Here is a 23,429-nt window from a genome sequence, read left to right on the forward strand (position 1 = left end):
ATTAGAGATCCCCGCGGCGGTGTGCGATCAGGTTGGCAAACAGGCCCGGCTGTGCGCTCAGCGTGGCGTAATCGCCTTGCTGGACAATTTGCCCGCCTTCCATGACCCAAATCTGGTCGTAATCTTCGGTATCTTCCAACTGGTGCGTAACCAGCAGGGTGGTTTGCTGATACGAAGCGGCATTCAGAGCCTGCATGACTCGACGCTCGCTGTGGGCATCAAGGCTGGCAGCCGGTTCATCCAGCAGCAGCAAACGACGAGGGCTGATGAGCGCCCGGGCCACCGCGACGCGTTGAGCCTGGCCGACGGAAAGACGTGCCGCGTTATCGCCGACGTCGGTATCTAATCCCTGTGGCAGATACGGCAGAATTTCGCCGACGTAGGCTTGCTCTACCGCTTGCTGCAATTGCGCCTCGCTGGCCTGCGGATTCCCTAGCAGGATATTGGCCCGCAGTGTCAGTGCCGGAAGGTGTGGGTTCTGTCCTACCCAGCCAAGCTGCTGGCGCCAGCTTTCGGCGGCCAGGTCGCGCAACTCAATACCGTTGACTGTCAGCGAGCCGCGATAGGGCAGGAAGCCGAGCAGCAGATTCAACAACGAACTTTTACCGGCACCGCTCAACCCTACCAACGCAATGCGCTGGTGTGGAGCAAGCGTAAAGCTCAGTGGGCCAGCCAGCAGGACGCCATTCGGCGACAGGATCTCCAGACTCTGGGCGTGCAGTTCCAGTGGCGCATCGGTGTTTAGCGTTTGCGTACCCTTGCCCATTTGTTCGCCTTCTGCACTGAGGAAGGTTTCAAGGGCTTCAGCAGCGCCCACGGCCTGCGCCTTGGCATGGTAAAAGGCGCCGAGGTCACGCAGCGGTTGGAAAAATTCCGGCGCAAGGATCAGCACCAGGAAGCCTGCAAACAAGGTGACACCGGTGCCGTAACTGCCGAAGTTCAGTTCACCAAGGAACGAAAAACCAAAATACACTGCGACCACCGCGATGGAGATGGAGGCAAAGAACTCCAGCACGGCTGAAGACAGGAATGCCAACCGCAGCACTTCCATGGTGCGGCTACGGAAATCTTCGGACGATTTGGCGATGTGTGCAGTTTCCGCTTCAGCGCGGTTAAATAAACGCAGCGTGTCCAAACCCCGAAGGCGATCAAGGAAATTGCCGCTCAGCCGTGCCAGCGCGACAAAGTTGCGGCGATTGGCGTCGGCGGCCCCCATACCAACCAGCGCCATAAACATGGGGATCAGCGGGGCGGTGGTCAGTAGGATCAGGCCCGCGGCCCAGTTAATCGGGAATACGGTAATCAGAATCAGCAATGGGATAAACACCGCCAGATACATCTGCGGCAGATAGCGGGAGTAATAATCCTGCATGTCCTCAATCTGTTCGACGATGATGCTGGCCCAGCTACCTGCAGGCTTGCCCTGGACCCAGGCAGGGCCGAGTTGTTGCAGTTTATCCAGTACCTGACGACGCATCCGCTGGCGGATCACCTGTCCGCAGATAAAACCAACGCGCTCTCGCAGCCAGCTTAATATCGCCCGCAACGCGAAGGTGGCGGCAAGCCAAATAAACGAAGGGATCAACTGTTCACGCGGGGTGTGTTCGATAATCAGGGCGTGGAGCAGGGCGGCTAAGAGCCATGCTTGCGCGACAATCAGCATGCCGCTTATCAGCCCTAATACCATGGAAAGGCGCAGCCAACGCTGCGCCAGGGTGCTCTGCGTTTTGAGCCAACGGGTTAACTGTTGCTGTCTGGTTTTTTTCATCAGATAAGAGTCTGCGTCGCCGGCGCCTGTTGTTACAGACAAGGTTAACGTACTGTTAAAAAAAGTGTTTGCCCCAACCTGAAGCGAACAAGTGAGGGGCAATGTTACCTCTTCACCCGGCAGACTGAAAATAATAAAGCGGTCAAATATCGGTATAACAGACGACAACAGCAGGATTATGGCACCGCTTGACTGGCCGCCTCCGCCGCCAGGGCGGTTTGCACGGATCTGCGCTGGCTAATCAGCGACATATAACGGGTTATCGATGGCCAGTATTTGAGGTCGATGGAAAACTGATCCATCCAGCGCAACACGGTGAACAGATAGGCATCCGCAACGCTGAAAGCTTCTCCCAGTAGAAAAGCCTGTTCGTCCAGCGTCTGAGCAACAAAATCGAGGCGGCGTCGCAGCGTGTCGCAAAACCGTGTTTTAACCTCTTCCGGCAGGCTTGAGTTGAACAGCGGACTTGATCCTGCGTGGATCTCGCTGGTAATGAAGTTCAGCCACTCCTGCAAACGCACCCGTTCGAAGGTCGCGTTTGGCGGGGCCAGCGCGGCCTCAGGGCGCAAATCCGCCAGGTACTGCACGATGGCAGCACCTTCGGTGATCACCTTTCCGTCGTCCAGCATCAATGCGGCGACGTAACCTTTGGGATTAACCTGATAAAAATCTCCGCCGTCGGCGCTGCGTTTGGTGCGGTTATTAACGCGGATGAGCTCGAACGGCAAATCTAATTCCCGCAGAACGATATGGGGCGAGAGGGAACAGGCATCGGGCGCAAAATAGAGTTTCATGGGGATATTCCTGAGGCAAAAAGCGACATCGCTTGCCCGTCAGAATGCCGTCGGCGCTGTCGACAGAAAAATTAGAATCTCAGAAACCCGATATCAGCTCAGCTACTGACGGGCAGCGGCAGATGATCTTGTAGATAGTGCAACAAGGTTTGCACTGGCGCAGAGCTTGCGCCGGTGAATGAGCAAACCAGGCCAAAATGGCGATAAAGTGGCGCGCTGAGCGGCAGGGCGCAAATGCCTGGCGTATCGGCAGGTATTACCGATGCCGGCACCAGCGATATGCCAATTCCTTCACGCACCAGCGTCAGTGCCGTGTTCCAGTCACTGACGGTGACGCGAACATCCGTCAGGGCCAAACCTGCCTGCTGCGCCAGCAACTGGGCATTGAGCTGGCAACCGCCGGTGGCTAATACAAACGGCTGTTTAACCAGTTCGCTGAAATCTACTGGCTGGCGGCTTCTGGCCAGCGGATGAGCCGTGGCCGTCACGGCAAGCCATAGGTCTTTTCCCAGCGGAAAGCTTAGCCGTTCCGTTTTCGGATTCAACACGACGCCAATATCGGCAGCTTCCAACGCCAGCCAATTTTCGACTTCCAGATCGGTGCCTTCCAACTGAATCAGTTCAATGGCGGGAAAGCGGCGATTAAATTTGCGCAGCAGCGGGGGTAACAACAGAGCAAATGCTGAAGGGAAACTGGCCAGGCGTATTTTGCCGGCGAACGCACTTTGCGCCTGCAGTGCGTAGTGCTGGATAGCATTGAGTTCGGCCAGCATGGCGCGGGCATGGCTGACGATTTGCTCACCGCTTTGCGTTAGCGTAACGCTATGCGGTAGTCGGACCAACAACGGAGTATTCAACGCCTCTTCCAACTGAGCGATGGCCTGGCTGGCACCGGACTGAGTCATGCCACATTGATTTGCCGCCAAGGTGATTTTGCCGCTATCGGCCACGGCGACCAACAGACGCCAGTGGAGAAGATTTTGCATCGAACACCCGCCTGATTTTGTTTTAAATACAAAAAAAGCGGCTAAGGTAGCCGCTTTTCAAGCTGACACGCTGTGCCGTTACAGCACTTCTGCGTTGGCGATGCCGTCCAGGTAACGCTCAGCATCCAATGCCGCCATACAACCGGTACCGGCGGAAGTGATCGCCTGGCGGTAGATGTGGTCCATCACGTCGCCAGCGGCGAATACGCCAGGAATGGTTGTCTGGGTAGCATTGCCGTGAATACCGGACTGCACTTTGATATACCCGTTCTCCAACTCCAGCTGACCACCGAAAATGCTGGTGTTCGGGCTGTGACCGATGGCGATAAACACGCCGGCCAACGCCAGTTCCCGTGTTTCGTTCTCTTCTTTGGTGCTGCGGATACGTACACCGGTAACGCCCATTTCATCGCCCAGCACTTCGTCCAGAGTATGGTCGGTATGCAGTACGATATTGCCGCTTTTCACTTTTTCCATCAGTCGGTTGATCAGGATCTTCTCTGAACGGAAGCTGTCACGACGGTGAATCAGGTGAACTTCGGCTGCAATGTTGGACAGATACAGCGCTTCTTCAACGGCGGTGTTACCGCCGCCGACGACCGCGACTTTCTGATTGCGGTAGAAGAACCCGTCGCAGGTTGCGCAGGCGGAAACGCCTTTGCCTTTAAAGGCCTCTTCAGTCGGCAGGCCAAGGTAACGGGCCGATGCGCCAGTGGCGATGATCAGTGCATCACAGGTGTATTCAGCACTGTCACCAAACAGACGGAACGGACGGTTTTGCAGATCAACGCTGTTGATGTGGTCAAACACAATCTCGGTCTGGAATTTTTCTGCATGCTCGCGCATACGCTCCATGAGCGCAGGGCCAGTCAGACCTTCGGCATCACCTGGCCAGTTTTCCACTTCAGTAGTGGTGGTCAGTTGACCGCCTTGTTCCATACCGGTAATCAGTACCGGGCTCAGGTTGGCGCGCGCTGCATAAACTGCGGCGGTGTAGCCAGCCGGGCCGGAGCCCAGAATCAATAATTTGCTGTGTTTAGCCGTGCCCATGAATAACCTCTTTTCCCACAATGGCGGACAATGGATCCGATTGTAGGGAAAATGCCGCATTAAAAAAAGCGTCAGGGGATGTTGTTAACGATTTGTTTGATAGTCATTGCCTATTAATTATTGTTTTGCTGCTAAATCGAGCGTAAAACGCAGCAATTTAACTTATGGAAAGGGCTTACTGCGATATTGGGTGCACATAACGGGAAACAGCACGTTAAGCGGGTTTAGGTGCCTTCTCTGCGGGGTTTTTAAGCCAGCGATTCATAACTAAAAACGGGGTGCTAACTTTTCATGACGGTACGTTCTTCTGATTTTGCTTCTTTTACTTTGACAATCCGCTGCGCATTTGCGAAAACATCATAGGAAGAAGAAATTATCCCCACACCTGCAGTAAATCGTACGTATTTACGGCGTTGGCGCAGAGTTTTGCGCCGTAGCTGAAACCTTGTACAGCAGGTGAGAGGATATCGCGCAGGTGAATTGCAAATTTCTTCTTGCGATTAACGTCATTTAAACACCCTGTGCAGGGTTTGACAGACAGACTGCACAACGGTGGATGATGGTAGTGAAGCATATGACAGGCATCGGGTCTTCGCTTGGAACGAACCCTTACACATTGACGTTGGCTAGGGTGTGGCAAGTGCAGGGAAGAAAATAAGAGAGACAATAATAATGGCAGACAATAAGAAACGCCCGGGTAAAGATCTCGACCGTATCGACCGCAATATCCTGAACGAGCTGCAGAAGGATGGGCGTATTTCGAACGTTGAGCTTTCGAAGCGCGTGGGGTTATCTCCAACACCATGTTTAGAACGCGTGCGCCGCCTCGAGCGCCAGGGTTTTATTCATGGCTATACCGCTTTGCTCAACCCGCATTATCTGGATGCGTCACTGTTGGTCTTCGTGGAAATCACGTTGAACCGCGGCGCGCCAGATGTGTTTGAGCAATTCAACTCAGCAGTGCAGAAGCTTGAAGAAATTCAGGAGTGTCATCTGGTGTCTGGTGATTTCGACTATCTGTTGAAAACCCGTGTACCGGATATGTCTGCTTACCGTAAATTGCTCGGTGAAACCTTGCTGCGTTTGCCGGGGGTTAACGACACCCGTACCTACGTAGTCATGGAAGAAGTGAAACAGAGTAACCGTCTGGTTATCAAAACACGGTAGGGTGCAGGTGCAAAACCTGATTAAATTGGTTACACTCCTGTTTATTCATACAGTTTCGGCGCCGGGGAAGCTTCTCGGCGCTGTTGCTATGTCAGCTAACAGGAACCTGGAGAGCCTTTCTTGAGCCAGGAATATACAGAAGATAAAGAAGTTACCTTGAGAAAACTCAGCAGCGGTCGCCGTTTGCTCGAAGCTGTGTTGATCGTGGTGGCCATTTTTGCCATTTACCTCATGGCTGCCTTGGTCAGTTTTAATCCATCTGACCCAAGCTGGTCGCAGACCGCGTGGCATGAGCCGATTCATAACCTGGGCGGTGGCGTCGGGGCCTGGATGGCCGACACGCTGTTCTTCACCTTCGGGGTACTCGCCTATGCGATACCACCGATCATGCTCATGTTGTGCTGGGCGGCTTACCGTCAGCGCGGCAACGGCGAATACATCGACTATTTTGCGCTTTCATTGCGCCTGATCGGCACGTTGGCGCTGGTGCTCACCTCGTGTGGCCTGGCGGCATTGAATGTCGACGATCTCTATTACTTCGCTTCCGGCGGCGTTATCGGCAGTTTGCTGAGCAATGCCATGCTGCCGTGGTTCAACGGCATCGGTGCAACCTTAGGGCTGCTGTGCGTCTGGGCTGCGGGGCTTACGTTGTTTACCGGTTGGTCTTGGCTGGTGATCGCCGAAAGAATCGGCGGCGCGGTGCTGGGTACGGCGACCTTTATGACTAACCGATCACGCCGTGAAGACCGTTATCACGACGACGATGATCGTTATGTCGAAGAACTTGCCGAACCTGCACAGAAAGAAGCCGCGCTTGCTGTGGGCGCGACTGCGGCGGCGGCCAATGCGGCGGAAGACGACGTGTTGTTCTCTGCGCCTTCCGTAGCGGAAACCGCCAAGTTGGCGGCAGAAGCAGAAGATGCACAGGATCCCTTACTCAGCGGCTTGCGGGCTAATGATGACGATCCTGCTGATGCCGTACCCGTTGCACCAGCGGTAGCCAGTACGCCGGTTACTGCGGCTCCTGTCGTAGCACAGGCACCGTCGGTTACCGTGGCACCGGCTGCACCCGCATCGGTGAATCAACACCCAATGAGCAGGGTAGAGGAAAACGCGCCACCGCCATTGTATTCGTTCGAGATCCCTGAAGAGACACCGGCGCCGACGTTGACGCGTTCGGCGGATCCTTACCAGGACGAGGATAATGAACCGCGCTTGGGCAACTGGGATGTTCCGGCTGCATCACCGGCGCACGAACGTTCCCCGTTCGATTTTTCTGCCGCCCAGCGTGATAGCGCAGACATCAGTGCTCCGGCTGGTTTCAGTGCCGTTGAACCTGCCGTTACGCCGTTTGGTAGCGTGAAACCTCAGGCTCCTGTCGCTGCAACTGCGGTAGCGGGTGCTGTCGCCGCCAATACGTTTATGCCGGCATTTACCGCTACCAGTGAGGCTAACTCGCAGGTGAAACAAGGCCTTGGCCCTGAATTGCCACGCCCGAACCCTGTACGCATTCCTACCCGGCGTGAACTGGCCTCTTACGGTATCAAGCTGCCTTCACAGCGCATTGCCGAACAGGAACAGCGTAGCCGAGGGGATGACGAGCCATTGCCGAACGCCGAGAGTCTTGCGCCAGAGCAGGATGATGAAGCCTTGCAGGAAGCCGCGTTGCGCCAGGCGTTTGCCGAACAGCAAAATCAGCGTTATGGCGAGGAATACGCGCAAGATAACCAGGACGATGAGGCGGCTCTGCAGGAGGCCGCACTGCGTCAGGCCTTTGCTGAACAGCAAAGCCAGCGCTATGGGCAACAAGAAGCTACACCGTCAGCACAGGCAACCACGCCGGTAGACACGCGCAATGCGTTTGGTTTCTCGCCGATGGATGATTTGGTTGATGATGGCCCCGTTGAACCCTTGTTCACCTTGTCGCCACAGCTTGAAGACCGTATTGAGCAGCAAAGCGAACGTGAAGATGATGTGCCGTTCGGCCAGTTTGAGCCTGCAGCGCCGGTTTATCAGCCGCAAGCTCAGCCGCAGACACCGCCGGTACAACCGTACCAACAGGCTTACCAACAACCGCAGCAGCAATCGGCCACTCAGCAACAGCAACCGGCTTATCAGCAACCTGTCGCGCAACCGGCACCAGCCGCACCGCAGCAGCCAGCGATGGATAGCCTGATCCACCCGTTCCTGATGCGTAATGATATGCCGCTGCAAAAACCAACCACGCCGTTGCCGACGTTGGATCTGCTGACGGAAGCCCCGAAAGAGGTTGAGCCGGTAGATACCTTTGCGTTGGAACAAAAAGCGCGCTTGGTCGAAGCCAGCCTCGCCGATTACCGTGTGAAGGCCGACGTGGTTGATATCCTGCCAGGGCCGGTCATTACACGCTTTGAGTTGGATCTGGCTCCGGGTGTCAAGGCTGCACGTATTTCAAATCTGTCTCGCGATTTGGCGCGTTCATTGTCGACCTCAGCGGTGCGTGTGGTTGAGGTGATCCCCGGTAAACCTTACGTTGGGTTGGAACTGCCTAACGTCAAACGCCAAACCGTCTATCTGCGTGAAGTGCTGGATTGCCCCGCGTTCCGTGATAATCCATCGCCGCTGGCCATCGTATTGGGTAAAGACATTTCCGGTGAACCTGTGGTGGCAGATCTTGCGAAAATGCCACACTTACTGGTCGCAGGGACGACGGGTTCCGGTAAATCGGTAGGGGTCAATGCCATGATCCTGAGCATCTTGTATAAAGCCACGCCGAAAGAAGTGCGCTTTATCATGATCGACCCGAAAATGCTGGAACTGTCTGTCTATGAAGGTATTCCACACCTGCTGACAGACGTGGTAACTGACATGAAAGACGCTGCCAACGCATTGCGTTGGTGCGTCGCCGAGATGGAACGCCGTTACAAGCTGATGTCTGCGCTCGGCGTGCGTAATTTGGCCGGTTATAACGAACGTGTTGACCAGGCAGAGGCGATGGGACGCCCAATCCCAGATCCGTTCTGGAAACCAACAGACAGCATGGACATCACCCCACCGGTATTGGAAAAAGAGCCTTATATCGTAGTGATGGTGGACGAGTTTGCTGACTTGATCATGACGGTCGGTAAAAAGGTTGAGGAGTTGATTGCTCGTCTGGCGCAAAAAGCGCGAGCTGCGGGGATCCACCTGGTGCTGGCAACTCAGCGTCCGTCGGTGGATGTGATCACCGGTCTGATCAAGGCCAACATCCCAACCCGTATCGCCTTTACCGTGTCCAGCAAGATTGACTCGCGTACCATCCTCGATCAGGGCGGTGCTGAATCATTGCTGGGTATGGGTGACATGCTCTATCTGGCGCCTAACTCGTCTATTCCTGTCCGTGTACACGGTGCATTTGTGCGCGATCAGGAAGTTCATGCCGTGGTTAAGGATTGGAAAGCGCGTGAGCGACCTCAATATAAAGAGGGTATTCTTAGCAGCAGTGACGACGGTGAGGGCGGTGCTGGTGGCGGTCTGGACGGTGATGAGGAGTTGGATCCGTTGTTTGATCAGGCGGTAGAGTTTGTGGTGGATAAACGCCGCGCCTCTATTTCCGGTGTACAGCGCCAGTTCCGTATCGGCTATAACCGCGCCGCGCGCATTATCGAACAGATGGAAGCGCAGGGCATCGTCAGTGAGCAAGGGCACAATGGCAACCGCGAGGTGCTGGCACCGCCACGGCATGACTGATGACGCTTTAATCGTTGTTATTAAATAATAAAGGGCCGCTTAGCGGCCCTTGTGCAAAGAAGCGTAAACCCCTGGCTTCTCGGAACATTGGCCTATCTGCCTGCCGATAGCTTCGGGTAGAGTAAAGGGGTTAAGGGTTAATTTGACCCGCACGGCAACGCCTTGCGGTTAACGCATTTCATAAGGTATCTGGAATAATGAAAAAACTGTTAGTTGCCTGTTGTCTGCTTTCGGGATTCGCTTCCACCTCTGTGTTGGCCGACGCCGCGCAGGATCTGCAAAGTCGCCTGGCGAAAGTGAACAGTTTCCACGCTAGCTTCTCCCAAACTGTGACCAGCAGCGATGGCGCTGCCGTACAGCAGGGAGAAGGTGAACTTTGGGTGAAGCGCCCAAATCTGTTTAATTGGCACATGACCTCGCCAGACGAGAGCGTGTTGGTATCAGACGGGCAAACCCTGTGGTTCTACAACCCCTTTGTTGAACAAGTGACGGCAACCTGGTTGAAAAACGCCACGGGTAATACGCCGTTTATGCTGATCACCCGCAACAACGCCAATGACTGGAAACAGTACAACGTTAAGCAGAAAGGTGATGATTTTGAACTTACGCCAAAAACCAGCAATGGCAACCTGAAACAGTTCGCTATTACCGTCACGAACAGCGGTACTATTCGCAGTTTTGCTGCGGTTGAGCAGGACGGCCAGCGTAGTTCTTATGCACTGAAAAGCCAGCAGAATGTTGCTGCTGATGCCAGCAAATTTAAATTTACCCCGCCGAAGGGGGTGACGCTGGACGACCAGCGCCAGTGAGGTCAGCGTGAGTAATATGTCGCTCGATTTTTCCCAGAACGAGTTCCAGCCGTTGGCCGCCCGCATGCGGCCGACAACGCTGGCACAGTATATCGGCCAACAGCACCTGTTGGCTGCCGGCAAGCCTTTGCCACGCGCTATCGAGGCAGGGCAACTGCATTCGATGATTCTGTGGGGGCCGCCGGGCACCGGGAAAACGACGCTGGCGGAATTGATTGGTCGTTACGGTCAAGCGGACGTCGAGCGGATTTCGGCCGTGACGTCCGGCATTAAAGAGATCCGTGAGGCGATCGAGCGTGCGCGCCAGAACCGTGACGCCGGTCGTCGCACTATCTTGTTTGTAGATGAAGTGCATCGTTTCAATAAAAGCCAACAGGACGCCTTCCTGCCGCATATTGAAGACGGCACCATAACCTTTATCGGCGCAACCACCGAAAACCCGTCCTTTGAGCTGAACTCGGCGCTGTTGTCACGTGCTCGTGTGTATCTGTTGAAAGCACTAACTGCCGACGATATCAGCCAGGTGCTGGATCAGGCGATGCAAGACAACGGCCGGGGTTTTGGCGGCCAGAATATCGAACTGCCTGAAGAGACCCGCCGTATGCTGTCCGAGCTGGTGGGGGGGGACGCACGCCGGGCGTTGAACAGCCTGGAAATGATGGCTGATATGGCGGAAATTAACGCCAAAGGCATACGCGTGCTGACGCCGGAATTACTGAAAGAAGTCTCCGGCGAACGCAGTGCGCGTTTCGATAATAAAGGTGACCGTTATTACGATTTGATCTCGGCGCTGCATAAATCGGTACGCGGCTCGGCACCAGATGCTGCACTGTATTGGTATGCGCGTATTATTACAGCCGGGGGCGATCCGCTGTATGTGGCGCGCCGGCTTCTGGCGATTGCCTCAGAAGATGTCGGCAATGCCGATCCGCGGGGTATGCAGGTGGCGATCGCCGCCTGGGACTGTTTCACCCGCGTCGGGCCGGCAGAAGGCGAGCGCGCTATTGCTCAGGCTATCGTCTATCTGGCTTGTGCACCAAAAAGCAATGCAGTTTATACCGCTTTTAAAGCGGCCATGCGTGACGCCAAAGAGATGGCCGACTACGACGTGCCGGAACATCTGCGCAATGCACCAACCAAATTGATGAAAGAAATGGGGTTGGGCGCGGAGTACCGCTACGCTCACGATGAGCCCAATGCTTATGCGGCGGGTGAAGACTATTTCCCACCCGAAATGGCCAAGACGCGTTACTATCATCCAACCTCACGGGGCCTGGAAGGTAAAATCGGCGAAAAGCTGGCATGGCTGGCTGAGCAGGATCAAAATAGCCAGACAAAACGCTACCGCTAGCGTTGCCGTTGCGGTAAGGTTAGCGGGTATCACTCTCCTTTATACGGCTTCAAATTCAGCCGAATAAAACAACAAATTTTCTTTCAATAACAATAAGCACAGGATTAGCATGCTCGATCCCAATCTGCTGCGTAATGAGCTAGACGCAGTCGCCGTCAAACTGGCTCGCCGAGGCTTTAAACTCGATCTGGATCTGCTGCGTTCTCAAGAAGAGCGCCGCAAAGTTCTGCAGGTAGAAACTGAAACACTGCAGGCCGAACGTAACTCCCGATCGAAATCCATCGGCGCGGCTAAAGCGCGCGGGGAAGACATTGAGCCGCTGCGTCGCGAAGTGAACGAACTGGGTGACAAGCTGGATTCTGCCAAGGCCGCACTGGATCAGCTGCAGGCTGAAATCCGTGACTATGCGTTGGCGATCCCGAACTTGCCGGACGATGCTGTGCCAGTGGGTAAAGACGACAGCGATAACCAGGAAGTCAGCCGCTGGGGCGAACCGCGTCAGTACGATTTCCCGGTGCGCGATCATGTCGATCTTGGCGAAATGGCCGGTGGCCTGGACTTTGCCGCCGCAGTTAAATTGACGGGTTCCCGTTTTGTGGTGATGAAAGGGCAAATCGCCCGCATGCACCGTGCGTTATCCCAATTCATGCTGGATCTGCACACTGAACAGCACGGCTACCTGGAAACTTACGTACCTTACTTGGTGAACCACGCAACCTTGTACGGTACCGGCCAGTTGCCGAAGTTTGGTGAAGACCTGTTCCACACCAAACCCCTGGAAGAAGAATCGGACAGCAGCAACTATGCGTTGATCCCAACAGCAGAAGTGCCGTTGACCAACCTGGTACGTGACGAGATCCTGGAAGAGGAATCTCTGCCGCTGAAGATGACCGCGCATACGCCATGTTTCCGTGCTGAAGCCGGTTCTTATGGCCGTGACACGCGTGGTTTGATCCGTATGCACCAGTTCGATAAGGTCGAGATGGTGCAGATCGTACGTCCAGAAGATTCAATGGCTACGCTGGAAGAACTGACCGGCCATGCAGAGAAAGTGCTGCAGTTGTTGAACCTGCCTTACCGTAAAATGTTGCTGTGTACCGGTGACATGGGCGCAGGTTCATGCAAAACCTACGATCTGGAAGTATGGCTGCCGGCGCAAAATACGTACCGTGAGATCTCCTCCTGCTCCAACATGTGGGATTATCAGGCGCGCCGTATGCAAGCGCGCTGCCGCAGCAAAACCGAGAAAAAGCCGCGTCTGGTGCACACGCTGAACGGTTCTGGTTTGGCTGTGGGTCGCACGCTGGTGGCGGTGCTGGAGAACTACCAGCAAGCTGATGGCCGCATTCAGGTGCCAGAAGTATTACGCCCATACATGGGTGGCCTGGAATATATCGGTTAATTAATTAGCCGCTGCATAAAAAGCGCCTACGGGCGCTTTTTTTATAAGAAAATTATTATCCCTTTGTTCGAAAGTCCTTTTTCTTTCATCTACTTCCCCCGCTTTATTGATAGCAGACAAAGTTCACTAACCACTTCTGAGTAATATCCACTCCTGGAGAAGGGTTTTTATACAAGCCTATTAACAGACATCGGATCTGTCTCCCTGCCCGTTGCCTTGAGTCAAAGGCATGACGTTTATCAATACCTGGGTAAAACGTGGAGTGAGTTATGTTGGAAAACAAAGTAAACGACCCAATGTCCGAAGGTGTCAGCCGTCGTACCTTGGTGAAGTCTGGCGGTATCCTTGGCTTGGCAATGGCAGTCGGGAGCATAGTATTACCTTTTAGCCGCCGTGCAATCGCCGACTCAATCAGTGAAAGCGTGCAAGAAGCCGCGCGCGACAAAGTGGTATGGGGGGCTTGTTCCGTTAACTGTGGCAGCCGCTGTGCCTTACGTTTGCATGTCCGCGATGATGAGGTGTACTGGGTCGAGACGGATAATACCGGCCTGGATGACTATGGAGACCATCAGGTTCGAGCCTGCTTGCGCGGACGATCTATTCGCCGTCGCATGAACCACCCGGATCGTTTGAATTATCCGATGAAACGCGTCGGAAAGCGTGGTGAAGGCAAGTTCAAACGCATCAGCTGGGACGAGGCGTATGATGCCATCGCTAACAACCTGAAGCGGATCGTCGAGCAATACGGTAACGAAGCGGTATACATCAATTACACCTCAGGCATTGTCGGCGGCAATATTACCCGTTCGTCACCCAATGCTTCGCTGGTTGCCCGCCTGATGAATTGTTATGGCGGTTACCTTGAGCAGTATGGGACTTACAGCACTGCGCAAATCGCCTGTGCGATGCCTTATACCTACGGCAGTAATGAAGGTAACAGCACTTCTGATATCGAAAACAGCAAGCTGGTGGTGATGTTCGGTAATAACCCGGCTGAAACGCGGATGAGCGGCGGCGGCATTACCTATTATCTGGAGCAGGCGCGTGAACGTTCTAATGCGCGAATGATCGTTATCGATCCACGTTATACCGATACGGCCGCCGGGCGTGAGGATGAGTGGATACCCATCCGGCCAGGTACGGATGCGGCATTGGTGGCTGGGCTGGCGCATGTCTTGATCGGCGAAGACTTGGTCGATCAACCCTTTCTTGATCGGTATTGCATTGGTTACGATGAGAAAACCTTACCCGCTGGCGCGCCAGTGAATGGGCACTATAAAGCCTATATTTTTGGTCAAGGCGAGGATGGCGTTGAAAAAACGCCGCAGTGGGCGGCAAAAATCACCGGTATTCCGGCAGATCGCATTATCAAACTGGCGCGGGAAATAGGCACCGCGAAACCGGCCTATATCTGTCAGGGATGGGGGCCGCAACGTCAGGCCAACGGTGAACTGAGTGCGCGGGCTATCGCGATGCTGCCAATATTGACCGGCAATGTCGGTATTAATGGCGGTAACAGTGGTGCACGTGAGTCGACCTATACCATCACCATTGAACGTATGCCGGTGTTGGCAAACCCGGTCAAAGCAAAAATTTCCTGCTTTAGCTGGACCGATGCCATAGTGCGTGGCCCTGAGATGACAGCCAAACGCGATGGGGTGCGTGGCCAGGACAAGTTGAACGTGCCGATCAAGTTTATCTGGAACTATGCCGGTAATACCATCACCAACCAGCATTCTGACATTAATAAAACCCACGATATTTTGCAGGACGACACCCAATGCGAAATGATTGTGGTGCTGGAAAACTTTATGACCTCGTCGGCCAAATATGCCGACATTCTGCTGCCCGATCTGATGACCGTCGAACAGGAAGACATTATTCCCAACGACTATGCCGGTAACATGGGGTATCTGATCTTTATTCAGCCTGCAACCACCGCCAAATTTGAGCGTAAGGGTATTTATGAGGTGCTGAGTGAGGTGGCACGCCGCTTGGGGCCAGAGGTACATCAGAGGTTCACTGAAGGGCGAACTCAGGCGCAATGGCTCCAACATTTGTACGCTAAAATGCAGGACCGGGATCCGCTGCTGCCGGGCTATGAAGCGTTGCGTGGTATGGGGATCTATAAGCGCAAAGATCCTAACGGCCATTTCGTGGCGTATAAAGAGTTCCGCCAGGACCCCGAAGCTAACCCATTAAAAACGCCGTCCGGCAAAATTGAAATCTACTCCGCCAGGCTAGCTGATATCGCCAGTAGCTGGCAGTTGGAAGAAGACGAAACCATCAGCCCATTGCCAATTTACGCTTCTACCTTTGAAGGTTGGGATGACCCTTTGCGTAAAACTTATCCCTTGCATGTGGGGGAGTGATCAATTTTACATAGGTGAGGCTGCAAGGAAAATCGGCGCGAGGCCGCATGAGGACTGGCTTAGGAAGGAAATTCTTGATTTTGCATAAGCGGCGCAAAAATGATTGAAACGGTCAAATATTGCGTTTTCTTTTGCACAACTTAGATCATCGAGTAGATCTGATTTGAACAGCTTTTAATACATTTTGATTTGTAGTGAGAACCTTGAGCAATAAATTCTTAAAGCTCAAGGTATTAGCCTTTTGAATTCGCTATATTCACAGTGGGGGCTGTTGTGCTTTGCGCATCCCCTTGCAAAATCTCTCTGACCTTTTCCTCGCTCAAATGTTCGAGCATCAGCGCTGCCTTTTTCTGCTTCTGATTCAGGTTTATCAGATGCAAGTTATCCTCTTCGGTCAGTGCCAACAAGGTCTTAATCCCCTCCCGAATAAGCACAATTCTCAGAGACTCGGTTTCGCTCTCACTAAGAACTGACATCATGTCGCAAATGAACTGGACGTTAGCATTCAGAGGGGTGCCGCTAGTGGTCTCTTTATCTGAGTTCGACGCCCCATAGAGAATCCAGTTTGAATCCACACCTTCTGCATCTGCAATCTGCTTAACAACATTTGGGCGCGGCAGCGATTCCCGAGCTGTCAAATAGTTGTTTAGCGTAGCGTACTTGATCCCCCAATCCTCCGCAGCTTGCCTTCTAGAGCGCGTACCTATCAGCTGTAACAGGCGATCTTTCATGGTTTCTTTGCTCTCACTTAGAAAAGAAATTTCATCCGAAGAGTTACTCATAACTTACTTTCCCTATAACAGTATGATTTTAAATGATTATTGTTAATTCTTTTTGGATTCAATTTGAAATCAAAAGAAAATTAAATAATTGACATGGTTTCTTTTGGACTCTATTCTTTCATCTGAACGGATAACCCGCAGGGATTATCTGCGCGGATAACTTTTTAGGGTAATCGAATGATGAAAAGAAATGAAGTGGCGTGTGCTGATTGGCACCGTGTCGACATCGTTGCCGCCCTGCATAAGAACGGCACCACAATGCGTGATTTGTCCCGTAAAGCGGGCCTAGCAGCCGATACATTGAAGAATGCTTTGACCCGCCCTTACCCAAAAGCGGAGCGGATTATTGCCGCCGCGATTGGTCAGGAGCCTGCAATCATTTGGCCAAGTCGTTATTCCGATCAACAGCAACAGAAGGTGGCGTAGTTATGTTTCTCTGCGTGAATGAGCTGATCGGTTTACCTGGGATGCCTGGGACTGCGCCAGGGGTGAGAGCTGCTTTGAATAAGCGTGCTGGCACTTCACCTGATCTGAAACAAAAACGCGCTGGCACCAAGGCTTTCGAATATCACATTGACTGCTTGCCGACAGAAACACAGGCAGCAGTACGTGAACAACATTTTAATAGCCTTTTAAAGGTCGATGAAAAGCCCGTTACGGTTGCCCGCCAGGCGTCTATCAGCGCCAATGACCAGTTGCAGATCCTGCGCAGTTGCCCAGCTATTCTGCAGCGGAAAACAGCGGAGTTAACAGCTGAGCAACGTGCCGCCGCTGATGCCCGTTCCCAGATAGTGGATCAAGTGCTTCGTCTGGAGCGCGACGGTTTGTCACGGATTAAGGCCATCAATTTCATTTGTGACCGGTCACGTAAAAAAGAGCTGCCTAACCATCTGCAATCTGCTGTTGATATAGCCAATGCCCGTAAAGGCAATCGTATTGGGATTGGTTCTCGTACCCTCAATGGCTGGGTGGTTGATTATCTGCGAGCTGCTGATGGCGCTGAACGGTTGGCCCTGCTGGCTCCTGGCTACCATCGGCCAAAGCCTGTTGAGTCGATCAACTGGATGCCGCTTTTCATGGCCAACTATCGGACTACTAACGGGGTTTCGATGGCTGAGGCGTATGAGGGCTTTTGCGCTGACTGGAGAACTCAATATGCAGATCAACCGGCCATGCTCGCGGCAATACCGTCAATTTTTGCAGTGCGCCGCGCTATGGACAAAATGCCGTTGGTTGTTAAACAACGCGGGCGAGTAACCGGTTCGGCTTATCGTGCGTTGCAAACATATGTTAAGCGTGACTGGTCACAGATGCCGGTTAATGGCGTGTGGATCGGTGATGGCCATAGCATGAAAATGAAGGTGGCCCATCCTGATCACGGTAGACCGTTCACACCGGAGATTACCCTGGTGATTGATGGCCGCACCCGTTATGTGGTTGGCTGGAGCCTGAGTCTTGCGGAGAACGTGATAGCTGTTGCTGATGCGCTGCGTCATGGCATGGAAAGGCACGGCATTCCATTACTGTATTACTCGGATAATGGCTCAGGCCAAACAGCAAAACTATTGGATGCTGATATCACCGGTATTCTCCCCCGCCTTGGGGTCGATCATCCTACTGGTATTCCTGGGAACCCACAGGCTCGCGGCATCATCGAACGTTTGAACAAAGAGATACCGGCAAGAATTGCCAGGAAATTTGCCACATATAACGGCAAATCTGCCGATCGGGAAACCGTCCGTTTAACCAGTGTCGGCATTAACTCTGCGTTCACCGCGCTGGGGAATAATAAAGAGCTCAATGATGTCCAGAAACGCGCTATCAGCAAGTTGCCATCGTGGAATCAGCTGATTGATGAAATCGAACAGGAAATTGAGCGCTATAACACTCAGCACCGCCACAGCGAATTGCCGCGCAAAAGCGATGGCCGTCACTATACGGCTGCGGAATATCGGGCCGAACTGTTGGTTGAAGAACCTATTGAGCGTCTGTCTGAGTTGGAGCTGCGTGACATGTTCCGCCCAAGTGTGGTGCGTGTAGCACAGCGTGGATGGATAAGCCTCTATAACAATAACTATTTTTCGGAAGAACTGATTTATGTCGACGGCGAAAGTGTTCGCGTCGAATTCGATATTCATAATGCTGAAAGCGTAATTATTCGTCGTCTGGATGGTTCTTATGTTTGCACGGCTATATGGAACGGCAACACCCATGCGGCATTCCCTGTTGAATATATCGAGAAAGTGAAGAAAGACCGTCATAGCCGCCGTATGGCGCTGGTAATGAACAAAGCCGATGAAATCAATGCCGAACTGAATCCACTTCTCACAGCGGATGCAGCGCCTGATTACAGCGCTTTATTGAATGGTTTTCAGCCTGTTGGCAATGAACCGGAACCGATGTTCTTTTTTGAGTCAGATAAAGAAGAGTATTTGCAGAAGCAATTAAATAAAAAAGCGGCTATTTGACGCCCATCAAAAGCCGCTAATTCATTAACCGGAGAAGATTATGACTATTCAAAACGAACTTGTCGAGTTGATGGAACGTAAAGGCCTGAGTCAAACCCAGGTCGCCCGCGCCATTGGCATGAGTCCAGCCACTGTCAGTACGTGGTTACGGGGTAATTATGCCGGGCGTTCGGACGAGGTCGCAGAACTCGTTTCCGCACTCATTGCCCGTATGGCTGAAAAAGATAAACAGCAACGCATTAAAGCGGAGTTTGTCGCGACATCGACCAGTAAAAAAGCGATGGAGCTGATTACCCTGGCCCATGTGGATGGTGAGATCAACGTGCTTTATGGCGAAGCCGGTCTGGGTAAGACAATGACGGTAAAAGCTTATGTGGCAAAGCATCGCGATGCCATCCTTATCGAAGCCGATCCAGGTTATACCGCGCGTGTCGTTCTGGAAGAACTGTCAAACAAGCTAGGGCTGACTGTTCGCGGCAATATGCATGAACTGAGTGAAGCATGTATCAACAAGCTGATGGACTCAGGGCGAGTACTGATAATTGATGAGGCAGAAAACCTGCCCTATCGGGCGCTGGAGTCCATTCGCCGTATCCATGATAAAACCGGTATTGGCGTTGTGCTGGTCGGAATGCCGCGCCTTATTATTAACCTTAAAGGTAAACGCGGTGAGTTTGTTCAACTCTACAGCCGTGTGGCTTTTGCACTCAATATCGGCAATGCATTACCCGCTGGTGATATTGACACCATTGCCGGTAGTTTATTGCCAGAAGATAAACGAGATGAACTGAGCGAAGTGCTTTATCAAGAGTCGAAAGGCAATGCCCGTCGTTTGTTCAAATTGTTGCGCGGCGTTATTCGTACCAGTGCGATCAATGAAATGCCTGTCAATGCCAAAGCTGTGCATCAGTTTGCACAAATGCTGATTAACTAAGGGGGGATTATGTGCCAGTTACCTATCAACAATCCTAAGCTGATGGCTCCTATTAATTGCCTGATGCGTGCAGGACTAACTGTCGTTGAGTATAACGGTAAATATCGTTTGCCGATTATCAAGGTCAATAGACCTCTATCATCTTGGGTTAATGACGCTTTCGAAATGACCGAGTGTAAAAACGGTATTAATCGTACCGTCAACATGTACATCTGGCGGGGTGCCCGCATTGTCTGGGAGAACAGCAATGGCAAAGGTAATCATTGAAATAACGGGGAAAGGCAGCGGATTTAGAGTCAGATGTAAGACAGATTGTAATGACGATGATAATGCCAGGGTGAAGGCCGTAGCGCATTATCTTTCACGAGGCTTGATTGGTTATGTATTCATAAAACTGAGAAAGTCAATATATAAGCCAGTGCGTAGAACAGTTAAGGTGAAATCAAATGTCCACTAAAAACAAGCAATTTACCGAAGCCACTGCCCCGGAGGGGTATTGGATTGACGCAAAAGGTGTGTTAACCCCCGAAGGTCTGATTAAGGATATCGATAAATCCCGTGATGCCCTAGTGGGTGAAATTATCCTTAAAGCCATTTCGTTAAATAAAGTAATGGCAGAGTTCAAACAATCCATTTTCGCAGACATTGCTGCATTCGTTGATTTATCTGCCAATGAATATAACGTCAAACTAGGCGGTAAGAAAGGCAATGTCACGCTATATGCGTTCGATGGCCGCTACAAGATCCAGCGTGCGATAGCAGACCGACTGGCTTTTGATGAGCGCCTGCAAGCGGCAAAGGCATTAATTGATGAATGTCTCACTGACTGGACAGAGGGTGCCAAGCCAGAGCTGCAGGTATTGATTAACCGTGCGTTCTCGACGGATAAAGAAGGCGAAGTCAGTACCAGCGCCGTTCTGGCTCTACGACGGTATGATATTGCAGATACCCGCTGGCAGTTAGCGATGAAAGCGATCGGCGAAGCGTTACAGGTCATTGGTAGCAGCGCCTATGTTCGTTTTTATGAGCGGATTGGCGACAGTGACCAATACAAGCCTATTTCCCTTGATATGTCGGCGGTGTGATATGGGGTCTAAAGCCAAGTTATTTAACCAACAACACGCTGTAGGTAGTGCCTTTATTCATCAACCTAACCGAACATTACGCGGTGGCCCAGCAGTGAGAACGGTTGATGTTGCCAGGGATTTAAAATCGGAAACGGTAGTGGAAATCAACGTTGCCCCATATTTCGTTAATATTGAGTCATTAACACCTGCTGGCTGAATTTAAACATAAGTAACCAATCATTTAATTATGGCGTAAAACCGCAGGGGCGCGCTTACGCCTAAATCATGAGGTTCTGAAATGGAAAAAGAATTTTATGTTTCACGTCGTTCTGTTTGGTGTGGCGTCTTAATTATTGGTGTGGTGTGGGTGAGCAGCCTGATTTGGCTTGGTTCAATTATCTGGAGGTGATTATGAGTTTTTATAAAATTGAAAAGAAAACGGCTATTCAGGCATGGGACTTTGAGTGCCTCAAGCGTAAAGAGCTGAACGAAAAAGCCAACGAGTTTGCGGCTAAGTTCGGTGCAACGGCCGTCTTTACCACAGACGCAACCCGGCATCGATTCTATGCTGTTGCGTTTCCTGATGGTGTGCCAACGTTTGGCCACCCGTCATTGTGGACGGCAGCAACAGCAGCAAACCGCTACACCACCACACCCAAGCGCAAAGCTCCAACGGGGCTGAGTAAAGAGCATCGGGAACTCTGGGCATTGTGGGATGAGGGCTATCCAAGTGAAGCCGTATCTCGCGAGTTTTTATGGTCATCGCTCGGTTTAGATTGGGGAGTGTTATTTATCTGTGGGCTGTCGATTTTCCGATTTAAAAATACGATTTATTTCAACACCAGCGCCAAACCAAATTTGGAATTTGGTGCCATCGAAATAACTGGCACTGAATATTCCACTGCTGCGGAGGATTTTAAAAATGGAAAATAAATCAAAAAGCGAATTAATTCGTCTGGCTCTGGCTGAACGTGGCCCTTCAACAGCGGCAGAACTGGCAGAAGGTATAGACGTTGAAGTTAATCAAGTTGGTGCGCTGTTAGCGTGGGATGTTAATCACGGCCGTATTGTCCGAGGCTGGAGAGGCAATAGGCGGATTTTTGGTTTACCAGGTTCTATCGACAATGTATCGCCGTTAGTTATTCAACCCGTCAAATCCCGAGCACACCGGACACTTGCGCCAAAACCGCGTGCGTCTCGTCAAAACCACGGGCCAGATGTATTACAAATGCCTGATGTTGCGCCAGGCGATAATTTCCGAACGCTTTCAGAAAAGGCCCGCCAGTGCGAACAGGTGAATAACTTTACGGACGCGGCCCCGCTTTGGTTAATTGCCGCTGACTTTGCCGCAAAAGAAGTCAATCAACTTTGGTGCCGGAGCCGTTCTGACTTCTGCGTGCGGGGCTGGAAATATCCGGAGGTCATCCAATGAAACGTTATACCCCGGACTGCTCAATGCATATGTCACATGAAATCGCCTATATGCGTGAAACCCCAGAGGGTGGATATGTGGAATACCAAGACCACCTCGCCGTAAAAACTCAGCGGGATAATTTGGCTACACGGGTTACCAAGTTGGAATTGGTGCTCCAAGGGCTGCCACAGGAAGCTCTTGATGGCGGCTGGACGGCGAAGGGAATCTGTTGTGAATATGCCTCAAAACTTGAGACGCAAGTAAAGGAGCTGGATGTCAGTGAAACGAAACTAATTCTGGAGCGGGATGAGGCTGAAATAGCACTAGCGGATATGTATGAAGCCGCAACCGGCCACCGCCCAGAGTGGAGTAACTTCTTTGGTTTTACTGAGGCCATAGATGAAGTGGCGGAAATCGCTGCTGGCTGGGGTCGTGGGGAGGATGAATAGATGACTAATTTCCTGTCTGTCACCGGGTGCCAGCATCTGGATGAAGGTGCAAAGCGCGTTTACCACCTCACCAACAAGACCTCAGTGATCGAGTATCCGCGTTTGCCTGCGCGTTCACGCTTTCAGTTCTACGACCCACGCGGCAACAAGGTTCACACCAACGCCGAACGCGTCGCGATGAAACAGGCCGTTGAGCGCCATAAAAAGCTCTGGAGGTTCGAATGATTAACGACAACAGCATTGAAATCATTGGTCGCTTCACCAGTGGCACTTACGTTGCCCGCTACAAAGGTAAGCAGGCCTCAAATACTGCCAGCGCCAAATGGGCTGTCGAGTTGCTGGCACGTAAGCTTTTCGGCCCTCTGCAGCGGGTAACAGTAACCCGCATTAGCGAAGGCCGGGACGACCAGGACGGGACATTTCGGGTCACGGTGGATGAAACCCAAAAATGCAGCCGCTGTGGGTGTACCTGGCGCAATGCCTGCGCCGGTGGTTGCCACTGGGTCAGCGCGGAGTTATGCAGCGCGTGTGTCGATGAGTCCAATTCTCAGGATGGTGCTTTATGAATATCAATCAACGAATCATCGAACTGAAAGAACAATTACCGGCAGCTCTGGAAACGTGGAAGCAATCAAATGGTGGAAAAACTACTGTTGGTTTTCTTCATGCGGCAAATCCCGAAGTCGTGGCGGCTATCTTGGATGAATTAGAGAGCTGCGGTACCAGTGAAGAAACGCGAATTCCATCAGCCTGGGAAAATCGCCTCAGTGGGCGTTTTATTTCCTGTGAAGAATATGAGCGTAGCTATGCCGGTACACTCAACGTTGAGCAGGTTTACTTCCCCCTTTATCGATAATTTCGCAGTCATTACAGCAGGTACTTTGCGGAGTGCCTGCGATAATGTCATT

General features: G+C 52.3%; 22 protein-coding genes and 1 pseudogene. 18 read left to right on the forward strand and 5 right to left on the reverse strand.

What is annotated here, in order from left to right; translation table 11 throughout:
- Position 1: 1 nt before the first annotated feature.
- The 4 genes from cydD to trxB all read right to left on the reverse strand — a co-directional run bounded on the left by cydD (position 2) and on the right by trxB (position 4,598).
- Positions 2 to 1,768 carry a cysteine/glutathione ABC transporter permease/ATP-binding protein CydD gene (gene cydD, locus JOE25_RS02030; protein WP_209632544.1) on the reverse strand — a complete coding sequence of 589 codons (1,767 nt, stop codon included), beginning with the start codon at positions 1,766 to 1,768 and terminating at the stop codon, positions 2 to 4.
- Between the two features lie 176 nt (positions 1,769 to 1,944).
- Positions 1,945 to 2,562: a glutathione transferase GstA gene (gstA, locus tag JOE25_RS02035; protein WP_209632545.1), complete on the reverse strand. Its 618-nt coding sequence runs from the start codon at positions 2,560 to 2,562 to the stop codon at positions 1,945 to 1,947.
- A 98-nt stretch (positions 2,563 to 2,660) separates the two neighbouring features.
- A complete protein-coding gene (locus JOE25_RS02040; RefSeq protein ID WP_209632546.1) occupies positions 2,661 to 3,548 on the reverse strand; it encodes a LysR family transcriptional regulator in 888 nt (295 codons plus the stop codon).
- Between the two features lie 78 nt (positions 3,549 to 3,626).
- Positions 3,627 to 4,598, reverse strand: a complete 972-nt coding sequence (gene trxB, locus JOE25_RS02045) for a thioredoxin-disulfide reductase (protein WP_209632547.1) — start codon at positions 4,596 to 4,598, stop codon at positions 3,627 to 3,629.
- A gap of 672 nt (positions 4,599 to 5,270) precedes the next feature.
- On the opposite strand from trxB, the gene lrp reads away from it, so the two are divergent.
- From lrp to JOE25_RS02075, 6 genes and pseudogenes are all read left to right on the forward strand, one after another.
- Positions 5,271 to 5,765, forward strand: coding sequence for a leucine-responsive transcriptional regulator Lrp (gene lrp, locus JOE25_RS02050; RefSeq protein WP_004928318.1), 495 nt, complete (start codon positions 5,271 to 5,273; stop codon positions 5,763 to 5,765).
- A gap of 120 nt (positions 5,766 to 5,885) precedes the next feature.
- Entirely contained in the window at positions 5,886 to 9,473 is a 3,588-nt protein-coding gene (locus JOE25_RS02055) for a DNA translocase FtsK 4TM domain-containing protein (RefSeq protein ID WP_209632548.1), read from the forward strand.
- Between the two features lie 197 nt (positions 9,474 to 9,670).
- Positions 9,671 to 10,282 (forward strand): outer membrane lipoprotein chaperone LolA, encoded by a 612-nt coding sequence (lolA, locus tag JOE25_RS02060; RefSeq protein ID WP_209632549.1) that lies wholly within the window; start codon positions 9,671 to 9,673, stop codon positions 10,280 to 10,282.
- A 7-nt stretch (positions 10,283 to 10,289) separates the two neighbouring features.
- The gene (locus tag JOE25_RS02065) at positions 10,290 to 11,633 is read left to right on the forward strand and encodes a replication-associated recombination protein A (protein ID WP_209632550.1); all 1,344 of its coding nucleotides are present in this window, start codon (positions 10,290 to 10,292) and stop codon (positions 11,631 to 11,633) included.
- 109 nt (positions 11,634 to 11,742) lie between these two features.
- Positions 11,743 to 13,035, forward strand: coding sequence for a serine--tRNA ligase (gene serS / locus JOE25_RS02070; protein WP_209632551.1), 1,293 nt, complete (start codon positions 11,743 to 11,745; stop codon positions 13,033 to 13,035).
- 296 nt (positions 13,036 to 13,331) lie between these two features.
- Positions 13,332 to 15,392, forward strand: a pseudogene (locus tag JOE25_RS02075) (DMSO/selenate family reductase complex A subunit); the annotation flags it as partial.
- Between the two features lie 248 nt (positions 15,393 to 15,640).
- Here the strand turns inward: JOE25_RS02075 and JOE25_RS02080 are convergent.
- On the reverse strand, positions 15,641 to 16,189 hold the full coding sequence (locus JOE25_RS02080) for a hypothetical protein (RefSeq protein ID WP_174575192.1): 549 nt from the start codon (positions 16,187 to 16,189) through the stop codon (positions 15,641 to 15,643).
- A gap of 180 nt (positions 16,190 to 16,369) precedes the next feature.
- Between JOE25_RS02080 and JOE25_RS02085 the strand changes: the two genes are divergently transcribed.
- From JOE25_RS02085 to JOE25_RS02135, 12 genes are all read left to right on the forward strand, one after another.
- Entirely contained in the window at positions 16,370 to 16,615 is a 246-nt protein-coding gene (locus JOE25_RS02085; RefSeq protein ID WP_174575234.1) for a helix-turn-helix domain-containing protein, read from the forward strand.
- The gene (locus JOE25_RS02090) at positions 16,570 to 18,657 is read left to right on the forward strand and encodes a Mu transposase C-terminal domain-containing protein (protein ID WP_245209676.1); all 2,088 of its coding nucleotides are present in this window, start codon (positions 16,570 to 16,572) and stop codon (positions 18,655 to 18,657) included. The genes JOE25_RS02085 and JOE25_RS02090 overlap by 46 nt, the downstream gene beginning before the upstream one ends.
- A gap of 40 nt (positions 18,658 to 18,697) precedes the next feature.
- Positions 18,698 to 19,591, forward strand: coding sequence for an AAA family ATPase (locus JOE25_RS02095; protein ID WP_174575193.1), 894 nt, complete (start codon positions 18,698 to 18,700; stop codon positions 19,589 to 19,591).
- A 9-nt stretch (positions 19,592 to 19,600) separates the two neighbouring features.
- Positions 19,601 to 19,858, forward strand: coding sequence for a hypothetical protein (locus tag JOE25_RS02100; protein ID WP_174575194.1), 258 nt, complete (start codon positions 19,601 to 19,603; stop codon positions 19,856 to 19,858).
- Positions 19,859 to 20,037: 179 nt separating this feature from the next.
- The gene (locus tag JOE25_RS02105) at positions 20,038 to 20,676 is read left to right on the forward strand and encodes a DUF3164 family protein (RefSeq protein WP_174575195.1); all 639 of its coding nucleotides are present in this window, start codon (positions 20,038 to 20,040) and stop codon (positions 20,674 to 20,676) included.
- Position 20,677: 1 nt separating this feature from the next.
- Positions 20,678 to 20,875: a hypothetical protein gene (locus tag JOE25_RS26510; RefSeq protein ID WP_245209677.1), complete on the forward strand. Its 198-nt coding sequence runs from the start codon at positions 20,678 to 20,680 to the stop codon at positions 20,873 to 20,875.
- Between the two features lie 194 nt (positions 20,876 to 21,069).
- On the forward strand, positions 21,070 to 21,591 hold the full coding sequence (locus JOE25_RS02110) for a hypothetical protein (RefSeq protein ID WP_174575196.1): 522 nt from the start codon (positions 21,070 to 21,072) through the stop codon (positions 21,589 to 21,591).
- Positions 21,581 to 22,090, forward strand: coding sequence for an ANR family transcriptional regulator (locus JOE25_RS02115; RefSeq protein ID WP_174575197.1), 510 nt, complete (start codon positions 21,581 to 21,583; stop codon positions 22,088 to 22,090). Before JOE25_RS02110 ends, JOE25_RS02115 begins: the two co-directional genes overlap by 11 nt.
- Complete coding sequence (locus JOE25_RS26710) at positions 22,087 to 22,521, forward strand: hypothetical protein (protein WP_174575198.1); 435 nt, start codon at positions 22,087 to 22,089, stop codon at positions 22,519 to 22,521. Before JOE25_RS02115 ends, JOE25_RS26710 begins: the two co-directional genes overlap by 4 nt.
- Entirely contained in the window at positions 22,522 to 22,746 is a 225-nt protein-coding gene (locus JOE25_RS02125; RefSeq protein WP_174575199.1) for a hypothetical protein, read from the forward strand. It begins immediately after the preceding gene.
- Positions 22,743 to 23,087, forward strand: coding sequence for a hypothetical protein (locus JOE25_RS02130; RefSeq protein ID WP_174575200.1), 345 nt, complete (start codon positions 22,743 to 22,745; stop codon positions 23,085 to 23,087). Before JOE25_RS02125 ends, JOE25_RS02130 begins: the two co-directional genes overlap by 4 nt.
- Positions 23,084 to 23,377, forward strand: a complete 294-nt coding sequence (locus tag JOE25_RS02135) for a hypothetical protein (RefSeq protein ID WP_174575201.1) — start codon at positions 23,084 to 23,086, stop codon at positions 23,375 to 23,377. The genes JOE25_RS02130 and JOE25_RS02135 overlap by 4 nt, the downstream gene beginning before the upstream one ends.
- The last annotated feature ends 52 nt before the right edge of the window (positions 23,378 to 23,429 follow it).

The organism is Serratia sp. PL17, assembly GCF_017832355.1.
Classification (GTDB): Bacteria; Pseudomonadota; Gammaproteobacteria; order Enterobacterales; family Enterobacteriaceae; genus Serratia.